Source organism: Pseudomonas sp. S2_C03 (genome assembly GCF_054668405.1).
The window spans coordinates 2,632,171-2,650,356 of sequence record NZ_CP162766.1; the positions used below are offsets into that span (position 1 = coordinate 2,632,171).

The following is an 18,186-nucleotide window of genomic DNA, read 5'->3' on the forward strand; positions in this document are numbered from 1 at the left end:
GCACCAGGCAGCCAGCGTTATCGTTGGCCTCCATCGCGAGCAAGCTCGCTCCTACAGGTTTTGTGAACACCGCCGACCTCTGTGGGAGCGGGCTTGTCGAGGCGTTGAACCGTTGCGATGGTGGGCCAGGCAACGCTGGCTACCAGACAGCCCGCCTCATCGCTCACGCCCCTCATGCCCAATCCGCTTACCCGACCTGCCCTTGATGCCGCTCGCCTGGCCATCCTGCTGCTTGCCGGTGCGGGCCTGGGTGATCAGTCCGGGAATCAGCGCGCCTTCGGGCAAGTTTTTCCAGAACCTGGCCGGCAGATGGCCCTGCATCACTTTCGGGTTCAGCCGCGCCGGGTTGAAGATGTGGCTGTAATAGGTCAACCACATGTCGCCATGGGGATCGTCAACGTTCTGTGCCATTTGCTGCCACGGCGCCGGGCATTCGCGCTGGTAGATGAGTTGTTCGCCATCGTAGTAAACCCCATCCCGAGGCGTGGCGATCAACCAACGGTGACGGCCCATGCGGCCGATGAAATGTTCGCTGGCGCTGTGCAGGATGTCGTGCGCCGGTTCGTGCCACGCCACATAGTGCGGCCCACTATTTTCAGGCAACGCAACGAACCGCACAAATGCATGTAGATGATGAGCTTCACGTCGTATCTGCTTGATTCTTCTCTGTAATTCACTTCCAAGCTTGTCCCCGGCCATCATCGCCGTGCGGTCACCGTGGCTGACCCGCCATAGCACTTCATACAGCAGGCTCCAGCGCTGGTCGCCGCGATATCGGGCGGCCTGTTCCAGTGTTTCCAGCAGCGTTCGCGGGATGCGTGCCTGAAACGGCCCCAAGGCTTGCGGCAGAGGCTCGTCGGTGGCGAACAGATCTGTCGCGCCTTCCGTAGCCCAACTGGCCTCGCTCGGGTCCACCCCATGACTCAACAGCCAGCGCGCTTGCTGGCGCCAGGTGTCGAACAGGTCGTCGCAATCGAGATTGATCACCCCCACAATCCCATTTGCTGCGGTTGCGGTCGATCACGCATTTGCTGGTACAGCAGATCGCTGGTGACCTCCGACTGTTGTGGGTGGTAATCGCTCGTGATGAAAAACGGTTTGGCCTTGGTCAGAACGCAACGCATGCGTGCAAGGTCTTCGTAACGAATCCGGCGCTGGCGGCGCAACTCCACCAGACGCTCGGTGGTACGCAGGCCAATGCCGGGAATCCTCGCGATCAAGGTGGCCTCGGCGCGGTTGAGGTCCAGCGGAAACACCTCGCGATTGGCCAATGCCCAGGCCAGTTTCGGGTCGATGTCGAGCGCCAGATGCCCCGGCCCCTTGAACAGTTCGCCGGCGCTGTAGCCATAACTGCGCAACAGGAAATCCGCCTGATACAAACGATGCTCGCGCATCAGCGGCGGCGCGGCCAGGGGCACGCTCTTGGGGCTGTTGGGGATCGGACTGAATGCCGAGTAATACACCCGGCGCAACTTGTAATTGCCATACAACGCCTGGGCGCTGTGGAGAATGGTGCTGTCGTCGGTATCGTCGGCGCCCACGATCATCTGGGTGCTCTGCCCGGCAGGCGCGAACTTCGGCGCACGGGGCTCGTTGAGCACGGTTTGCTCGCCGGTGTAGATCGTGCGCATCGCCTGGCGAATCGAGCCGAGTTGTTTTTCCGGTGCCAGGGTCTGCAGGCTGGCGTTGGTAGGCAATTCTATGTTGACGCTCAGGCGATCGGCGTAGCGCCCCGCTTGCTCGATCAGCGCCGGATCGGCTTCGGGAATGGTCTTGAGGTGAATGTAACCACGGAACTCGTGCTCTTCACGCAAGAGTTTCGCGACACGAACCAATTGCTCCATGGTGTAGTCCGCCGAGCGAATGATCCCGGAACTGAGAAACAGCCCGCTGACACAATTGCGTCGGTAGAAATCCAGGGTCAGCTTGACCACTTCTTCCGGCGTGAAGCGCGCCCGGGGCACGTCGCTGGAACGTCGGTTGACGCAATACTGGCAGTCGTAAAGACAGAAGTTGGTCAGCAACACCTTCAGCAGCGACACGCAGCGCCCGTCCGGGGTGTAACTGTGGCAAATACCCATGCCATCGGTGGCGCCCAACCCACTCTTGCCTTCGGAGGTGCGCTTGGGCGCGCCACTGCTGGCGCAAGAGGCGTCGTACTTCGCGGCGTCGGCGAGAATGCTGAGCTTGTCGATGAGTTCCATGGGCCAGCCTTTTACTGTATAGCCATACAGTATATCGCCAGAGCCGAGCACACAAGCCCACGCATCAACCCTTGGTCAGCTCGCGGCCATCTCATGCGCCATTCATTACATCGCGTTAACGCTGTTGTGACTGGCTTGCCGTTTATCATCTGGGCCTTTGTCCATACAGTCCCCCCATCGATCGTCAACGAGGCACCACGATGCAAAGCCCACTGGACCTATCCCTGAGTGCCTTCACGCGAACAGACCTGATGCAAGGCCCGACGCCGATTCAGCGAGCCAGGCGGCTGGAACGATTACTGGGGCTGGATGTTCGGGGGATCGGCCTGTTTCTCAAGCGTGACGATCACATGTCGCTGGGCGGTGGTGGCAACAAGCTGCGAAAGCTCGAGTTCCATCTTGGCGCCGCTCAGGCTGCGGCTGTCGACACGGTCATTACCGTGGGCGGCGTCCAGTCGAACCATGCGCGGTTGACCGCCGCCGCTTGCGCAAACCTGGACCTCGCCTGTGAGCTGATCCTGACCCGCTCGGTTCCCAAGGCGGACACGGACTACGAGCTCAATGGCAACGTGTTGCTCGACCAACTGTTTGGCGCGCAGCTACAGGTGTTGGCCGCAGGCACAGATGCACTCGCAAAGGCAGAAGACCGCGCCACCCAACTTCGAGAGATGGGGCGCAAGGTGCTGGTCATTCCCATGGGGGGTTCGACACCACTGGGCAGTCTCGGATATGCCCGCTGTGCCGCAGAGATCGCTCGGCAGGAAACTGAACTCGGCGTGGCCTTCAACCAGGTCGTCGTGCCCAATGGCAGCGCCGGCACCCACGCTGGGCTGGCCGCGGGCTTCCATGTACTGGGGCGCGGCACCTCGTTAGTCAAGTCCTACTCTGTGCTGTCCGATCGGCATCTATCGGCCATTCGCACCCTGAGCCTGACCGAGGACACCCTGGCACTGCTGGGGCACCCCGACAGCTTGCCCCCTGAAGCAATCGTCATCGACGGCAGCCAACTGGGTAAAGGCTACGGCTTGCCAACCGACGCGATGCAGCACGCCGTCCGCCTGATGGCCCGCAGCGAAGGCCTGCTGCTCGACCCGGTTTACTCCGGCAAAGCCTTCGCGGGCCTGCTGGCCGATTTCGAACAAGGGCACTTCCGTTCGGGAGACAACGTGCTGTTCATCATGACGGGAGGCACGCCGGGGCTGTATGCGTATCGGGAGACGTTTGAGGCTTGACTCAGTCATCCCGCGTCAGCACTTCCAGCAATTCAATCTCGAACACCAGGTTAGAATTCGGCGTGATCTTGCCCATGGTGCGTTCGCCATACGCCAGGTGCGCCGGGACCAGCAGCTTGCGTTTCCCGCCGACCTGCATGCCCATGAGGCCCTGATCCCACCCCTTGATCACCCGACCGGTGCCAATCACGCATTGGAAAGGTTTACCTCGGCTGTAGGAGGAATCGAACTCCGTGCCGTCTTCCAACCAGCCACGGTACTGGGTGGTGATCAGCGCGCCTTTGACGGCGGCTTTGCCGTCGCCCGGCTCAATGTCGATGATTTGCAATTCGTCGTTCATGGTTTCACTCGTCCACTGTCGCCCGGCTACGGGCGCGGACGCAGTTTTTCGCAGAATTCGCCGTCAAAGGCAATCGCAGGAACCTGGCTTTGCGTCTGCGCACGGGATCTATCGTGCTCGAAAATGGCTGAAGTGAATTAGGACTTTGCTGCTATTGAGCAGGCGCGTGGTCTACCATAGGCGCAAATACGCAATGATGGCCAGCTATGATGGCACCCAACTTCGTCTGGATCAGCGCAGGACTTGGCGCGACGGTGGCGTTCCTGATCGCCGGCATGATCTGGCGCGAGCGCACGCTGCGCAGGCAATTGGCCGAGTATCAGAGGCGGATCGCGAGTTTGGCCGACCGACAATCCGCCGTTGAAAAAGGCGATGCGGAACGCTACAAGCGCAGCCAGTATTTTGCGCGGATCGGCACCTGGGATTGGGATGTCGACACTGAACGGTTGTACTGGTCGGACGCGATCTTCGGCATGTTCGGGTTCAAGATTGGCGAAGTGGTGCCCTCCTACGCCCTGTTCTGCAGTTGCGTACATCCCGATGACCGGGAGCGGGTGCGAGCCGGCGAGCTGCGATGCCTGGAAACCGGTGAAAACCACGACGAGGAATACCGGGTCGTCTGGCCCGACGGCACCATTCGCTGGTTGCGTGAAACCGGTAACGTGGTGAAGAACGCCCACGATGAAACGATCAAGATGATGGGCGTGGTCCGTGACATCACCGATGAGAAAGCTTCCGCCAGTTACTTGCAGCACCTGGCCCATTTCGACCCGCTGACAGGTCTGCCCAACCGCCTGGTGCTCGAAGAGCGACTGTCGGATGCGCTGGAACAGGCGCGAATCAGCGGTACTCGCGTGGCACTGGTGTTCATCGACCTCAACGGTTTCAAGGCGATCAACGACCGCTACGGCCATGGCGCCGGCGACCGCGTGCTTGTGACCATGGCGACTCGCCTGAAAAGAATCCTGCGCGCCACGGACACGGTGGCCCGTATCGGAGGCGACGAATTCGTGGTGATCCTCCAGGGTTTGGCGCAAGGCGGTTGCCTGCAAGATGAAGCGCGCGTGATCTGCCAGAAGATTTTCATCGAGCTGTCTCCGCCCATTGCCATCGGCAATGATCATCGCCATATCGGCACCAGTCTGGGTGTTGCCGTTTTCCCCGACCATGCGCCGAGCATGGACCGCCTGATTCACATTGCTGACCTCGCGATGTATGAGGCCAAGCGAAGCGGGAATAATCAGTACCGGCTGGGTGGGCAGGCGGTTGGTCATTGATTGACTTGTCAGCCTGATTTTTTTGGCGACTGTGGCTTGCCCGCGATGGCTTTTACTGACGCACGCAGCCTCAACCTTTATCCTTGCGCCCCCGCCCCACCGATTCCTGGAGTTTCCTCAATGCCCCATGAAGGCAACCTGCTACAAGCCGCTGTCGTATTCCTGTTCGCGGCGGTGCTCACCGTTCCCCTCGCCAAGCGCCTGCAACTGGGGGCGGTGCTGGGCTATCTGTTTGCCGGGGTGATCATCGGCCCATCGGTGTTGGGCCTGATCGGCAACCCGCAGAGCGTCAGCCATATTTCCGAACTCGGGGTGGTGTTGTTGCTGTTCATCATTGGCCTGGAGTTGTCGCCAAGGCGTTTGTGGGTGATGCGCAAATCCGTATTTGGCGTAGGCCTGGCGCAGGTGTTGCTGACCGGTTCAGTCATCGGTGTGGTCGCGCTGTTCCTGTTCGGTCAGCCGTTGAACAGTGCCATCGTGCTCGGGTTGGGTCTGGCCCTGTCGTCCACCGCTTTCGGCCTGCAAAGCCTGGCCGAGCGCAAGGAACTGACCAGCCCCCATGGCCGGCTGGCGTTTGCGATCCTGCTGTTCCAGGACATCGCCGCGATCCCATTGATTGCCATGGTGCCATTACTGGCGGGCACCGATCACACCACCAGCGGCGCACAGGGCCTGAACCACGCCCTGCAAGTGCTGGGCAGCATCGCCGTGGTGGTGATCGGTGGTCGCTACCTGCTGCGTCCGGTGTTTCGCGTTGTGGCTCGTACCGGTTTGCGGGAGGTGTCCACCGCCACGGCTCTGTTGGTGGTGATTGGCACCGCATGGCTTATGGACATGGTCGGTGTGTCGATGGCATTGGGCGCCTTCCTGGCCGGCCTGTTGCTGGCCGACTCGGAGTATCGCCACGAACTGGAAGCGCAGATCGAACCGTTCAAGGGCTTGCTGCTGGGTCTGTTTTTCATCAGCGTCGGTATGGGCGCCAACCTCAGTTTGCTGCTCAGCGCGCCGATCACCGTGCTGGGCCTGACCCTGCTGCTGATTGCGATCAAGCTGCCGTTGTTGTTCGTGGTCGGTCGATTGGCCGGGGGCTTGGGCAAGGTCAGCGCGATTCGCCTGGGTATCGTGCTGGCGGCGGGCGGTGAATTCGCCTTCGTGGTGTTCAAGATCGGTCGCGATCAAGGCCTGTTCGAGCCGCGCCTGTACGACCTGCTGGTGCTGACCATTACTCTGTCCATGGCCTTGACCCCGCTGTTGCTGCTGGTCTGCGCAAGGCTGGTCAGCCCGAAAGTGCAACCGGTGGTGGTGCCGGAAAAATTCCGCGAAATCGACACCGACGAGCCACGCGTGGTTATCGCCGGCATGGGGCGCATGGGTCAGATCATCGCTCGTATCCTGCGCGCGCAGAACATCAAGTTCGTCGCCCTCGACACCTCGGTGGAAACCATCGAGCTGTCACGCAGCTTTGGCGGTGTACCGGTGTTCTACGGCGACCCGATGCGCCCGGAAATCCTCAGCGCCGCCAAGGTCGAGCAGGCGGAGTACTTCATCATCGCGACGGACGACCCGGACACCAACATCAAGACCGCCGAGGTGGTCCATCGCCTGTACCCGCACATCAAGATCATCGCCCGCGCCCGTAACCGCCAGCACGTGCACCGCCTGGTGGACCTGGGTGCCGAGGCGATCCGCGAGACCTACTATTCAAGCCTGGAGATGAGCCGGCGCACATTGGTCGGGCTGGGACTGACGCAAGCTCAGGCGGATGCGCGCATCAAGCGCTTCAAGCATCATGACGAGCAAGTGCTGGAAGCGCAGCACGCGGTGTATGACGATGCAGCGAAGGTGTTGCAGACGGCGCAGGAAGCCCGGGCTGAACTGGCCAAGTTGTTTGAGTCGGATCAGCTTGAGGAGCAGGCTGGCAAGAGTTGAGGTGAGCTTCAGGGCCCCATCGCGGGCAAGCCCGCTCCCACAATGGCCCGGTGTTCGCATATCCAATGTGGGAGCGGGCTTGCTCCGGGGGGCGTTCCGACGATGAACGATAACGCGGTCCACCTGAATACAAGGAACCAATAATGGCAACCGACCCACCCGCCCCAGCCCTCAAGGAAATCTTCAACGCCGAGCGCCTCCAGCACATCGCCACCGAGATGAGCGCGGTTTACCCCGATTTCAACGCTGCGGCTTTCCTGAAAATGGCCAACGAAGGCTTGGCCGAGTTGTCCATCATGCAGCGCATGGCCCGGGTCAGCGAGTGCCTGTACGCCACGCTGCCAATGAGTTACGAAGACTCGCTCGACGTACTGCGCGCCCTCGCCCCACGCCTCAACAGCGGCTTCGTCAGCGTTTCGCTGCCGCATTACGTCGCCACCTACGGTAGCCATGCCTTCGAGCAATCCATGGAGGCGCTGAAGTATTTCACGACCTTCGGCTCCGCCGAGTTCGCCATACGCCATTTCCTGCGCAACGATTTCGAGCGCACCCTGGCCGTGATGCACGACTGGTCACTGGACGACAACGAACACGTTCGCCGCCTGGCCAGTGAAGGCAGCCGGCCGCGCCTGCCCTGGTCGTTTCGCCTGGAGCGGATTCAGGCCGACCCGCGCCTGGCCGCCGCGATCCTCGACAACCTCAAGGCCGACGACCGTCTGTACGTGCGCAAATCCGTGGCCAACCACCTCAACGACATCACCAAGGACCATCCCGACTGGGTGCTGGACATCATCGAAGGCTGGTCACTGGACAACAAACACACCGCCTGGATCGCCAAACATGCCTTGCGCAGCCTGATCAAGCAAGGCAACCCGCGAGCGTTGGCGATCATCGGTGCCACGGGCAAGGCCGAGGTCGAGATTATCGGGGTCAAGGTCGAACCGGCGGTGATAACACTCGGGGAGAAAATCACCCTGTCGTTCACGGTCAGGTCCAAGGTAGAGAGCAGGCAGCGCCTGGTGATCGACTACGCCATCGACTACGTGAAAGCCAACGGCAGCACGTCGGCCAAGGTGTTCAAGCTCAAGGCGCTGACCCTGCCGGTGGGCGCCAACGAGTTTGTCAGTCGCAGTCAATCCATCAAGGAACTGACCACCCGCCGGCACTATGCTGGCCGGCACGCGGTGCATGTGCTGGTGAATGGGGAGCGGTTGGCGAGCACCCATTTCGATATTTTGCCCTGAACCCGTGACCTCTGTAGGAGCGAGCATGCTCGCGATGGTGGTGCGGCCACCGCGGGGTTTCAGGCTTCCAGCGTTATCGTTAACGACCATCGCGAGCGTGCTCGCTCCTACAGGGGTAGCAGCAGACCCTGCTCACGCTCGCACATCTGCACGATGTAATCCCACATCACCCGCAGCCGCACGGATTTGTGCAGTTCGCGACGAGTGCTGATCCAATAGCTGCGCTGGATGCTTTCCTCCGGGAACAACGGCACCAACTGCGGATCGTCGCTGGCCATGTAGCAGGGCAGCACCGCGATGCCCAGACCCGCGCGTGCCGCCTGTTGCTGGGCAATGACGCTGGTGCTGTGGAAGACCACCTGCGGGTTGCGGCAGAAACTGTTGAGGAACATCAGTTCCTGGCTGAACAGCAAATCATCGACGTAACCGATCCAGGCATGCCGGCTGAGGTCTTCATGGCTGTGCAGCGGCGGCGCCCGGTCGAGGTAGGCCTGGCTCGCGTATAACGCCAGGCGGTAATCGGTGAGCTTGCGCGTGACCAGCATGTCCGCCGATGGCCGTTCCAGGTGAATGCTGATTTCCGCTTCGCGATTGAGGATGCTGACGAAACGCGGCACCGCAACCAACTCCACTTCCAGGCCAGGGTAACGCTCGAACAGCCCGTTCATGCGACTGGTCAGGAACATGATGCCCAGGCCTTCGGTCACACCGACGCGTATCTTGCCCAATGGCGCCGTGGATTGGCTGATCTCTTCCTGGGCCAATAACGCGACGTTTTCCATGGCTTCGGCGTGCTTCAGCAGCGCCTCGCCGGCCGGTGTCAGCTCGTAACCCTGGGCGTGCTGGACGAACAGCGCCGCGCCCAGGCTCTTCTCGATGGCCTCGATGTGCCGGGCCACGGTGGCATGGGTGGTGTGCAGGCGACGCGCCGCCGTCAGCAAGCGCCCGCTGCGCTGCAATTCGAGAAAAAACCGCAGGTCATTCCAGTCGAACATGAACCGTCCCCGAGAACTTACTGTTTAAAAACGCACAGCAGCTGCGCAAAAACTAACATTCTTTTGTCGAAAGCTAACAACTAGGATGACCGACAACAAGAACAAAAATAGAGGTCAAGGATGCAGACTTCCCTTGATGAGTTCGACTACATCGTGGTCGGGGCCGGGCCGGCCGGTTGTTTGTTGGCCAATCGCCTGTCGGCGAACCCGCAACATCGCGTGCTGTTGCTGGAGGCCGGTGGCCGCGACAACTACCCATGGATTCACATTCCCGTCGGTTACCTGTTCTGCATCGGCAATCCGCGCACCGACTGGTGCTTCAAGACCGAGGCGCAATCGGGCCTGCAAGGACGGGCACTCAGTTACCCCCGAGGCAAGGTGCTCGGTGGCTGCTCGTCAATCAACGGCATGATCTACATGCGTGGCCAGAGTGGCGACTACGATGGCTGGGCGGCCGATGGCAACCCTGGCTGGGCCTGGAACGACGTATTGCCGCTGTTCAGGAAAAGTGAAAACCATTTTGCGGGCGATTCGATAGCCCACGGTGCCAGCGGTGAGTGGCGCGTCGAGCGCCAGCGCCTGTCATGGCCGATTCTCGATGCCTTTCGCAACGCTGCCGAGCAAAGCGGCATCGCCAGCGTCGATGACTTCAACCAGGGCGACAATGAAGGTTGCGGTTACTTCCAGGTCAATCAGAAAGGCGGCGTTCGCTGGAACGCGGCCAAGGCGTTTCTCAAGCCGATCCGCCAACGCCCCAACCTCATCGTACTGACCGAAGTCGAAGTGGATCGCGTGCTGTTGGAAAACGGACGCGCCTCGGCCGTCACCGCCCGTTGGCAAGGCCAGGCAAAAAGCTTCAAGGCACGGCGGGAAATCATTCTGTGTGCGGGTGCTGTCGGCTCCCCCGGTATCCTGCAACGCTCCGGCATCGGCCCTCGTCCCCTTCTGGAAACACTCGGCATCGGTGTCGTCCATGAGCTTGCGGGGGTCGGCGGCAACCTGCAGGATCACCTGCAACTGCGACTGATCTACAAACTGGAAAACGCCCGTACCCTCAACCAGATTGCCGCCAGCGTGTGGGGCAAGATGGGCATGGGCCTGCGCTACCTGTATGACCGCAGCGGGCCGCTGTCGATGGCCCCAAGCCAGCTCGGTGCGTTTGCCCGATCGGGGCCGGAACAGACCTCGGCCAACCTTGAATACCATGTGCAACCGCTGTCGCTGGAGCGCTTTGGCGAGCCGTTGCACCCCTTCCCCGCCTTCACCGCATCAGTCTGCGACTTGCGCCCACAGAGTCGTGGTCGCGTCGACATCCGCTCGACCGACCCACAGCAGGCGCCGTTGATTCAGCCGAACTACCTGAGTCACCCCCAGGACCTGCGCGTGGCGGCCGACGCGATTCGCCTGACCCGGCGCATCGTCTCAGCGCCGGCGTTGCAAGCGTTCAAGCCAATGGAGTACCTGCCTGGCCAGAGTTTGCAGAGTGAAGAACAGTTGCACGAGGCTGCCGGACGCATCGGCACGACCATCTTCCATCCGGTCGGCACGTGCCGGATGGGCAACGGTGCGGACGCAGTGGTCGATGCGCAACTCAAGGTCCACGGCATTCCCGGTTTGCGGGTGGCCGACGCGTCGATCATGCCGCGCATCACCTCGGGCAATACCTGCACGCCGACGCTGATGATTGCCGAGAAGGCGGCGCAGATGATCCTTGAGGCAGCGACACGAATTGATAATCCAAACTCTGTAGGAGCGAGCAAGTCGAATCGTCTCACCGTCGCGATGGAGGACCAGACAACGTTGGCATCCTGACACCCCGTGTCATCGTTGACGACCATCGCGACGGTTCGACGCCTCGACAAGCTCGCTCCTACAGGAGATGTGTGCGACAGGAAGCGGCACCCGCCCACAAGGCAGGTGCCGACAGTGGAACAACAAAAACAATCACTGTGAGGGAACCGATATGTCAGAACATGTTCAGCCACTCAACATCACGCGCAGCGCCGACATTGGCCGCGACACCCGCAAAGTCATCTTTGCCTCATCGCTCGGGACGGTGTTCGAGTGGTATGACTTCTTCCTCTACGGCGCCCTCGCGGCAGTGATCAGCAAGCAGTTTTTCGCAGGGGTGAACGACACCACCGCATTCATTTTCGCCCTGATGGCCTTCGCTGCCGGTTTCATCGTGCGGCCGTTTGGTGCATTGGTGTTCGGCCGGTTGGGGGACATGATCGGGCGTAAATACACATTTCTCGCCACCATTGTCCTGATGGGCGTGGCGACGTTTTGCGTCGGCCTGCTGCCGACCTACGCCAGCATCGGCATTGCCGCACCGATCATCCTTGTGGTGCTGCGCATGCTCCAGGGCTTGGCCCTGGGTGGCGAATACGGCGGCGCAGCGACTTACGTCGCCGAACATGCCCCCATCGACAAGCGCGGTTTCCACACCAGCTGGATTCAGTCCACGGCCACGCTGGGGCTGCTGCTGTCGTTGCTGGTGGTGCTCGGCTGCCGCTATTTCACCGGTGATCAATTCGAAGTCTGGGGCTGGCGCATTCCGTTCCTGTTTTCCATCGTGCTGCTGGGCATCTCCACCTGGATCCGCCTGAGCCTGCACGAATCCCCCGCGTTCGTGAAAATGAAAGAAGAAGGCAAGCTGTGCAAGTCGCCGCTGCGTGACTCGTTCGGCAAATGGGAAAACCTCAAGGTCGTGCTGATCGCCTTGTTCAGCATTAACGCCGGGCAGGCCGTGACCTTCTACGCCGCGCAATTCTATGTGCTGTTCTTTCTCACCCAGTTCCTGAAAATGGACCCTGCGGTGGCCAACACACTGCTGATCATCAGCGTGACCATCGGCGCGCCGTTCTTCATCTTCTTCGGCTGGCTGTCGGACAAGGTCGGGCGCAAACCGGTGCTGATGCTCGGCCTGCTGCTGGCCACGGTGCTGTACTTCCCCATCTTCAAGACCCTGGCCCACTATGCCAACCCGGCCATCGACCTGGCCAGCCGCCAGGCGCCGATCACGGTGCACGCCGACCCGGCCACCTGCACCTTCCAGTTCGACCCGGTGGGCAAGGCCAAATTCGACAGCCCTTGCGACAAGGTCAAGACTTTCCTGGTCAAACAGGGCCTGCCCTACAGCAGCGAAGCCGCACCCGCCGGCAGCAATGTGCAGATCAGCATCGGCGACGTGAAGATCGAGGGTTATGACGAAGCGGCCCTGCGTGGCGCCGTGACGCTGGCCGGCTATCCATCACAGGCCGACACCCAGTCGATCAACAAGACCATGATCGTGGCGCTGATCGTCGCGCTGATCATCATCTCGGCCATGTGCTACGGTCCCCTGGCCGCCCTGATGGTAGAGCTGTTCCCCACGCGCATCCGCTATACCTCGATGTCCCTGCCGTATCACATCGGCAATGGCTGGTTCGGTGGTTTCCTGCCGACGGTGTCGTTTGCGCTGGTGGTGTACACCGGCGATATTTTCTATGGTCTCTGGTACCCGGTGCTGATCACGGCGGTGAGCCTGGTGGTGGGGATGATCTGTCTGCGTGAGACCAAGCAGGTGGATTTGAACAACAACTGATTTAGCCCGCAGCCCCTCCCCCCTATGGGAGCGGGCTTGCTCGCGATAGCGGTGTGTCAGATACATCAACGGTCACTGGCACACCGCTATCGCGAGCAAGCCCGCTCCCACAATAGTCTTGATCGTGCCCACAAAACCTTTCGCTTTCGCTACTCTTGCACCATCGCCCCGCCACCTGCCCGAACGAGGCCCCATGATCATTTCCTCCGCATCCGACTATCGCGAGGCCGCACGCCGCAAACTTCCCCGTTTCCTGTTCGACTACATCGATGGTGGCGCCTACGCCGAGCATACGCTGAGGGCTAACAGCGCCGACCTCTCAGGCATCAGCCTGCGCCAGCGCATCCTCAAAAACGTCGAATCCCTGAGCCTGGAAACCACTCTGTTCGACCAACCGTTGGCAATGCCCATCGTCCTCGCACCGGTCGGGTTGACCGGTATGTTCGCCCGTCGCGGTGAAGTTCAGGCAGTCAAGGCCGCCCAAAACAAAGGCATCCCGCTGTGCCTGTCGACGGTCTCGGTGTGCTCCATCGAAGAAGTCACGAGCCAGACCGAGCAAACCATCTGGTTCCAGCTGTATGTGCTGAAGGACCGCGGTTTCATGCGCAACGCCCTGGAGCGGGCCAAGGCCGCAGGGATAAAAAACCTGGTATTCACCGTGGACATGCCAACGCCCGGCGCACGGTACCGGGATGCCCATTCAGGCATGTCCGGGCCGTTCGCCTCCTCGCGTCGGATCCTTCAGGCCATCACTCGCCCCGACTGGGCCTTCAACGTCGGCGTCATGGGCCGCCCCCACGACCTGGGCAATATTTCGAGGTATCTGGGCAAAGCCGTCACCCTGGAAGACTACATGGGTTGGCTCGCCAACAACTTCGACCCGTCAATCAGCTGGAGCGACCTGGAATGGATTCGGGATTTCTGGCAGGGGCCAATGATCATCAAGGGCATCCTCGACCCCCAGGATGCCCGGGACGCCGTGAGTTTTGGTGCGGACGGGATTGTCGTGTCGAACCACGGTGGCCGACAACTCGATGGCGTGCTGTCCACCACCAAGGCCTTGCCACCGATCAAGCAAGCAATTGGCGACGACCTGACGGTGCTGGTCGATTCTGGCATCCGCTCGGGGCTCGACGTGGTGCGCATGCTCGCCCTGGGTGCCAAAGGCGTCCTGCTGGGTCGATCCATGGCCTATGCACTGGCTGCCGATGGCCAGCGTGGGGTTGAAAACATGCTCGACATCTTCGCCAGGGAAATGCGCGTGGCGATGACGCTGACGGGCGTCACCTCGATTGACCAGATCGATTCCACGACGCTGGTGCAAGCGGCGCGCGAACTCAAGGATTGATACTCGCGCCCTGCCAGCGCAGGGCGCCTCGCTCAACCAACGTCCGGAAGCAGCTCGAAGGTGACCTTGTCCGGATAGAACGCCACGTAGTTCTTGATCTGCGCCACCGACACCTTGGGCTCTTCGTAGCTCCACACCGCATTTTGCGCCTCGTGCCCCTCGACCTTCAGGCTGAAATAGCTCGCATCGCCCTTGTACGGGCAGTAACTGGTGTGGTCGGTACGCACGTAATACTCATCCTCAATGTCATCCAGTGGCAGGTAATACACCGGCGGATAGTTGGCTTCCAGCAACACCAGTGTCCGGGTGGACGCCGCCACTTCGACACCGTGAAACTTCACCATCACGCAGCCCGGCTGCTCGGCGATGGTAATGACAGGACTGGGACCTGAGCTCTTCATGTAATGCATTCCTCGGCACGAAGTGAACCTGAAAATCGAGACGACACCCTGTCAGGTATAACCCACATTCAGCCATGACGACGGCTTCGCAGCCGAACGGAGGCTGGCGTCCACTCTCGTCGATGGCACGCAGAATACGGCCTCGCCTGACACACAAACTGTACATCCATACAGATAAAGATTGCTCCGTCGCTCATCAGCCGCCATTCTGTGCACCTTCCGGCAATTATTGATGAGCGTTGGTGGTCATGCGGCTGTACCTCTGTGAAAAACCTTCCCAGGCCAAAGACATTGCCGCCGTGCTCGGCGCCAAGCGCCGTGGCGACGGGTGCTGGCTGGGAACGGGAGTCACGGTCACCTGGTGCATCGGACACCTGCTGGAAACCGCTGCGCCGGATGCCTACGACACACGCTACAAGCGCTGGGTGCTGGCCGACCTGCCGATCATCCCGGACAAATGGAAAATGACCGTCAAGCCGCGCACGGCCAGCCAGTACAAGGCCGTCAAACGTCTGCTCGGCGAGGCTGATGAGTTGGTGATCGCCACCGACGCCGACCGTGAGGGCGAAATGATCGCCCGGGAACTCGTTGAGCACTGCCGTTATCGTGGACCGATCCAGCGCCTGTGGCTGTCGGCACTGGATGATGCTTCGATCCGCAAGGCGATGGCTGCGTTAAAGCCAGGCGCCGAGACGTTCAGCCTGTATCACTCGGCGCTGGGCCGTTCGCGGGCCGACTGGCTGATCGGCATGAACATGAGCCGCTTGTTCACCCTGCTTGGACGCCAGTCCGGTTATCAGGGGGTGTTGCCCGTCGGCCGGGTGCAAACGCCGACGCTGCGGCTGGTGGTGGACCGCGACCGCAGCATTGCTGATTTCGTCCCCGTTGCCTACTGGGCCATCGACGTGCAGCTGCGGCACGAGGGCAGCACATTCACCGCGCAGTGGCGTGCACCCTCCCACGCCTGTGACGACCAGGACCGTTGCCTCAATCAGGCTATCGCGCAACAGGCGTCAACGGCGTTGTCCAGTGCTGCGAATGCCAGGGTAACCAGGCTGCGCACCGAGCGCCTGCGTGAAGTGGCGCCGCTGCCATTCGATCTTGGTACGTTGCAGGAAGTGTGTTCGAAGAAGCTCGGCCTGGGCGCACAGGAAACCCTGGACATCGCCCAGGCGCTGTACGAAACCCACAAGGTCATCACCTACCCGCGCAGCGATTGCGGCTACTTGCCGCTTAGCCAGCACAGCGAAGCGCCGGGCATCCTGGCGGCGTTGAGGCAGGCGGATTCGACGCTCGAAGCGTTGCACGAGCACCTGCAACCTGCGTGTCGCTCACGGGCGTGGAACGACGCAAAAGTCAGCGCCCACCACGGCATCATTCCCACCGCAGCGGCAAAAAATCTTGAACGGCTCGCCGGCAAGCAGCGCGCGGTTTATACCCTGATCCGCGCACGCTACCTCGCGCAGTTCCTGCCCGATCATGAATTCGACCGCACCCAGGCCGACTTCGACTGCGCCGGCCAAGCCTTGCGCGCCGTCGGCAAGCAGATCGTCGAACCGGGCTGGAAACGCGCCCTGCCTGAAGCCCTCGCCCCGGCCAGGGGCCGCGAAGCGCCGGTGCCACAAACCCTGCCCCTACTCTGCGAGGGGGGCAAATGTGCGGTGGCCGAGGTGAAGCTCAAGGACCTCTGGACCCAACCACCCAAACCCTTTACCGAAGGCGACTTGATCAAGGCGATGAAGAACGTCGCCAAACTGGTGGAGGACCCAGTGCTCAAACAGAAGCTCAAGGACACCACCGGCATCGGCACCGAAGCCACTCGCGCCTCGATCATCCAGGGCCTCCTCGACCGGGGTTACCTGATCAAGCATGGCAAGGCCCTGGCCGCGACACCGGCCGCGTTCAGCCTGATCGATGCGGTGCCTCGCGCCATCGCCGACCCCGGCACCACGGCCATCTGGGAACAGGCGCTGGACATGGTGCAAAGCGGAGAAATGAGCCTCGAAGAGTTCGTCACCAAGCAAGCCGCGTGGATGAGCAAGCAGGTCGCCCGCTGCGCCGGGCTGAACCTGACCATCAGCGGGCCGGCAAGCCCGGCCGGACGCGGCGCCACACCGTGGAAAAACAAGCGCAAGTCTGCCAAGGGCAAGCCGGTGACAGGCCGCAAACGGGCGGCAAAACCAGCGGGCAAGGCTTGATGCGCGGCCCCTGCCAAACCTGCCGCGAGTTCCATCCTCTCATTCCAAACAGCTTTGTCAGACAATATGTAGTGACTTGAAAAAATCACTACAAAACCGTTGACGACTTCGATTTGCCCTTGCATGATGCAGCCATCTCCCCGATCGGGAGTAAGGCAACATGTTTGAGCAAGCTCGTCTGACCGCCGAGCTGTTTTTCCCGGATACACGCTGCCCACAAGGCAGATTGAAGAAGCTGACCTGGCCCGAACGTCCAGTACAAGGACGAGAAGCGCTGGCGATCAATCCTCATGAAGCTTGTGGCCGACCGTGAAACGTCGGTAGTGGCCTGAAGGTTATCGCTGCTTCTCCTCGTTGTGACGCTATTGCGTAGCAGTTATTCAACACGACTACATGCAACAGACGCAGGCCCCGCCAATTTCGGCGGACGACTGCTGACGTCCTGGTTTCGGTGCCAGGGATCAACTAACCGATGGGCTAACTGTATTAGCGAATCAACTTTGAAAAAGATCACCAAATGGTCAAGGGGGCTTTAATGATGAACCTGAACAATCAACCAACCATCGATGAATTGGCTCGTATGTTCGCTGCGCAAAAAGACAGCCATGACAGCCATATCCTGTGGATCAGCAAATCGGGCCAGGTTCAGATCGACTGCCTGGCGCCCCACGCCCACGAAGCCGAGTTTGAACAGAACCACGAGAACCTGGTGGCGCGCCTGAAGATGTACCGTCGCGGCCAGGGTTACGTCGGCAAGAAAGCCGCGGCCGACAAAGATTTCATCGGCAGTGTTTTCCAAACACTCAAACAGGCCTGGGACTCGATGCAGAACAAGAACGAAGTTCAGGTGATTGACCGGTTTTATTAATTAAGTCGCTTAACTGAAAAGGCCCCGCTCGATTATTCGAGCGGGGCCTTTTTATTTGTAGCACCTGTAGGAGCGAGCTTGTCGAGGCGTCGAACCGTCGCGATGGAGGTCCAGACACCGCTGAGCGTCAGGTAGCCAGCGTTATCGTTGGCCTCCATCGCGAGCATGCTCGCTCCTACAGGGTTATGTGTGAGCATGTGGAACCGCCAAACGCAGCTATCGTTAACCACACGCGATGTCGTCCATTGGAGATGTGCAATGAGAACCAAGTTGATCGCTGCGCTGTTGCTGGTGGGGGCAGGTGCGGCCCAGGCCAACAATGTTCAGGGCGTGCCCTCCTTCGCCGTGGAATGCCCCGGCAAATTCCTCGTCCAGGCCGATCAGGACGGGCCGGTGCTGATCAACAGCAAGGAAGCCGAAACCCGCGCGCTCACCGACCGCAGCTTCGAAGCCAAGGGATCGGGCATTACCCTGTCGATCGTGATCGCCGATGACGACTCGGTGGAGGTGTCATCGACCGGCAAGGCACCCAATGGGACGTGCCAGTCAGTCGACGACTGATCC

The 18,186-nt window shown here is 60.9% G+C and carries 16 protein-coding genes; 10 read left to right on the top strand and 6 right to left on the bottom strand.

Annotated elements, in window-relative coordinates:
• Positions 1–156 precede the first annotated feature (156 nt).
• On the bottom strand, positions 157–987 hold the full coding sequence (locus AB4N64_RS11870) for a TIGR03915 family putative DNA repair protein (protein WP_460125691.1): 831 nt from the start codon (positions 985–987) through the stop codon (positions 157–159).
• Positions 984–2,204, bottom strand: coding sequence for a putative DNA modification/repair radical SAM protein (locus AB4N64_RS11875; RefSeq protein WP_460125693.1), 1,221 nt, complete (start codon positions 2,202–2,204; stop codon positions 984–986). Before AB4N64_RS11875 ends, AB4N64_RS11870 begins: the two co-directional genes overlap by 4 nt.
• A 200-nt stretch (positions 2,205–2,404) precedes the next feature.
• Here AB4N64_RS11875 and AB4N64_RS11880 point away from each other — a divergent pair, with 200 nt between their 5' ends.
• Positions 2,405–3,436: a D-cysteine desulfhydrase family protein gene (locus AB4N64_RS11880; RefSeq protein ID WP_460125695.1), complete on the top strand. Its 1,032-nt coding sequence runs from the start codon at positions 2,405–2,407 to the stop codon at positions 3,434–3,436.
• 1 nt (position 3,437) lies between these two features.
• On the opposite strand, the gene AB4N64_RS11885 is transcribed toward AB4N64_RS11880, so the two are convergent.
• Positions 3,438–3,776: an FKBP-type peptidyl-prolyl cis-trans isomerase gene (locus AB4N64_RS11885; RefSeq protein ID WP_460125698.1), complete on the bottom strand. Its 339-nt coding sequence runs from the start codon at positions 3,774–3,776 to the stop codon at positions 3,438–3,440.
• Positions 3,777–3,982: 206 nt separating this feature from the next.
• On the opposite strand from AB4N64_RS11885, the gene AB4N64_RS11890 reads away from it, so the two are divergent.
• From AB4N64_RS11890 to AB4N64_RS11900, 3 genes are all read left to right on the top strand, one after another.
• A complete protein-coding gene (locus tag AB4N64_RS11890) occupies positions 3,983–5,053 on the top strand; it encodes a diguanylate cyclase domain-containing protein (RefSeq protein ID WP_460125699.1) in 1,071 nt (356 codons plus the stop codon).
• A 120-nt stretch (positions 5,054–5,173) separates the two neighbouring features.
• Positions 5,174–6,982, top strand: a complete 1,809-nt coding sequence (locus AB4N64_RS11895; protein ID WP_460125700.1) for a monovalent cation:proton antiporter-2 (CPA2) family protein — start codon at positions 5,174–5,176, stop codon at positions 6,980–6,982.
• Between the two features lie 143 nt (positions 6,983–7,125).
• Complete coding sequence (locus tag AB4N64_RS11900; RefSeq protein ID WP_460125701.1) at positions 7,126–8,226, top strand: DNA alkylation repair protein; 1,101 nt, start codon at positions 7,126–7,128, stop codon at positions 8,224–8,226.
• Between the two features lie 107 nt (positions 8,227–8,333).
• On the opposite strand, the gene AB4N64_RS11905 is transcribed toward AB4N64_RS11900, so the two are convergent.
• Positions 8,334–9,221: a LysR family transcriptional regulator gene (locus AB4N64_RS11905; RefSeq protein ID WP_460125703.1), complete on the bottom strand. Its 888-nt coding sequence runs from the start codon at positions 9,219–9,221 to the stop codon at positions 8,334–8,336.
• Positions 9,222–9,341: 120 nt separating this feature from the next.
• On the opposite strand from AB4N64_RS11905, the gene AB4N64_RS11910 reads away from it, so the two are divergent.
• The 3 genes from AB4N64_RS11910 to lldD all read left to right on the top strand — a co-directional run bounded on the left by AB4N64_RS11910 (position 9,342) and on the right by lldD (position 14,155).
• Complete coding sequence (locus AB4N64_RS11910; RefSeq protein WP_460125705.1) at positions 9,342–11,033, top strand: GMC family oxidoreductase; 1,692 nt, start codon at positions 9,342–9,344, stop codon at positions 11,031–11,033.
• Between the two features lie 151 nt (positions 11,034–11,184).
• Positions 11,185–12,807 (top strand): MFS transporter, encoded by a 1,623-nt coding sequence (locus tag AB4N64_RS11915; RefSeq protein WP_460125707.1) that lies wholly within the window; start codon positions 11,185–11,187, stop codon positions 12,805–12,807.
• 193 nt (positions 12,808–13,000) lie between these two features.
• Positions 13,001–14,155 (top strand): FMN-dependent L-lactate dehydrogenase LldD, encoded by a 1,155-nt coding sequence (gene lldD, locus AB4N64_RS11920; protein ID WP_460125709.1) that lies wholly within the window; start codon positions 13,001–13,003, stop codon positions 14,153–14,155.
• Positions 14,156–14,187: 32 nt separating this feature from the next.
• On the opposite strand, the gene AB4N64_RS11925 is transcribed toward lldD, so the two are convergent.
• Positions 14,188–14,556, bottom strand: coding sequence for a DUF427 domain-containing protein (locus tag AB4N64_RS11925; protein ID WP_460125711.1), 369 nt, complete (start codon positions 14,554–14,556; stop codon positions 14,188–14,190).
• Positions 14,557–14,804: 248 nt separating this feature from the next.
• Between AB4N64_RS11925 and AB4N64_RS11930 the strand changes: the two genes are divergently transcribed.
• Positions 14,805–16,754, top strand: a complete 1,950-nt coding sequence (locus AB4N64_RS11930; RefSeq protein ID WP_460125713.1) for a DNA topoisomerase III — start codon at positions 14,805–14,807, stop codon at positions 16,752–16,754.
• 538 nt (positions 16,755–17,292) lie between these two features.
• Positions 17,293–17,622, top strand: a complete 330-nt coding sequence (locus tag AB4N64_RS11935; RefSeq protein WP_460126722.1) for a hypothetical protein — start codon at positions 17,293–17,295, stop codon at positions 17,620–17,622.
• A gap of 32 nt (positions 17,623–17,654) precedes the next feature.
• Here AB4N64_RS11935 and AB4N64_RS11940 read toward each other — a convergent pair whose 3' ends face one another.
• Positions 17,655–17,789 carry a hypothetical protein gene (locus tag AB4N64_RS11940; protein WP_460125715.1) on the bottom strand — a complete coding sequence of 45 codons (135 nt, stop codon included), beginning with the start codon at positions 17,787–17,789 and terminating at the stop codon, positions 17,655–17,657.
• 91 nt (positions 17,790–17,880) lie between these two features.
• Between AB4N64_RS11940 and AB4N64_RS11945 the strand changes: the two genes are divergently transcribed.
• On the top strand, positions 17,881–18,183 hold the full coding sequence (locus AB4N64_RS11945; protein ID WP_460125717.1) for a hypothetical protein: 303 nt from the start codon (positions 17,881–17,883) through the stop codon (positions 18,181–18,183).
• Positions 18,184–18,186 lie beyond the last annotated feature (3 nt).